This is a genomic window from Bradyrhizobium sp. YR681 (assembly GCF_000282615.1).
In the GTDB taxonomy this organism is placed as follows: domain Bacteria; phylum Pseudomonadota; class Alphaproteobacteria; order Rhizobiales; family Xanthobacteraceae; genus Bradyrhizobium.
On the sequence record NZ_AKIY01000001.1, the window covers coordinates 1 to 1468 of the forward strand.

At 65.2% G+C, this 1468-nt stretch carries 1 pseudogene; it reads right to left on the reverse strand.

What is annotated here, in order from left to right:
- Nucleotides 1-174: 174 nt before the first annotated feature.
- Nucleotides 175-1468: pseudogene (locus tag PMI42_RS00005) on the reverse strand (hypothetical protein); the annotation flags it as partial.

Consider the following 1468-nt stretch of genomic DNA (forward strand, 5'->3'; position numbering starts at 1 on the left):
CGGCTGCCGCCGCATCGTTGGCCGCATTGACGAGGTTCGGCGCGTTGCCCGCGACGAGCAGCGTCAACAGCCGGTCGGCCTGCGCCATGAAGTCGCGAAACAGCGGCGTCGCCCGCCCGTCCTTGTCGACGAGGGCAAAGCCAGTATCGAACTTCCTGTCCTTGACCGGCAGCGTCATGGCCGCACCTCTTGCGGATTGTCGCTCATGGTGCCGCCCTTCAGGCCGCGGTAGACAGGATCCGTGATGTCGAGCCGCCAGCGCACGCCTTGCGGGCCTGCAAGGCCGCGGTTCTTGACGGAGGCTCGCGCCATGTCCCCGCGCCCCTGCGGCGCCAGCGAGCGCAGCGAGGGATTATCGAAGCTGTAGCCGCCGTCCTGCGAGCAGGAAATCGCCACCTGCGGGTTGACCGCTTCAGGCGGCGAGGAGATGTCCGTTGCGACGCCCCCCGAGACGTAGGCGTTGACGAACGGGGTGTCGGTGAGCTCGATATGGTTCTGATCGACCACCCGCATTGGATGCGGCCCATTGGCTTCTGTGGTGCCGGTGACGCCGACGACGTTGACCTCGTCGCCTGAGTTCGCCTTGGCGGTCTGGTCGACCGTGAGGCGGACCACGCCGCCGGTACCAGCAGCCGCACCCAGCACCCTCATGGCGTAATTGCCGACCTCCTGGCCGACACCTGTCGTGAAGTCGAAGTCGGCGCGCGCAATCCGCGTTGCGTTCGGAAACTCGCGCACGGGGCCGGATTCGATCCGGAACAGATACGGCTGGCCGTTCTCGCTGTAGCTGTCATTGTCCGGGTAGAGCAGATTGCCCGACTGCGTGTCCCCGACGATCCATTTGTTGAAGGCGGGGTGACCTGCGACCCAGCGGCATCGCCCGTAGATGCCGGCATTGAGCGACTGACGCTCATGCCACCTTTTGGTCGACAGGTTGATTTCCCAGGTCCAATCGGGCGAGGAGATGCGCCAGAACTTCTTGCCGCCGGCAATCGCGCAGCCAGCCTCGAGCGTCTGCCCCGACAGGATCGCCCTCTCGATCAGGCGGTTGAGATCGGGCGGAGAGACATCGTTCGGCGCCAGCGAGCCCGACGACATCCACTGCACATGGTAGTCCTGACTGACCCAGAGCAGCTCGGCAAACCCGACGTCGTAGCCGGCAATCGCCGTCGGCTGCGCAAGGCCGATGTCGACGATGGTGAGCCGCCCATAAGGAAAGGCCGGCGCCGCGATGGCCTGATCCTGCCAAACTTCGAAGGAGCCCGTCGTAAACAGCAGCAGCACGTTGGAGAACGGGATGGGACGAAGCAGGTTTGCATCCGCCCGGCCCTGCACCGTGATGAAGGTGAGCGCGTTTTGCGTCAGCGCGTTGAGGCCGGAGGCAAAGCAGCGGTTGTCGCCGATCGTGAAGAAGAAATAGCCGTCCTGAAACGCAACGCCGTTCGGCTGCGGCAGGTTGCCGCCGCCG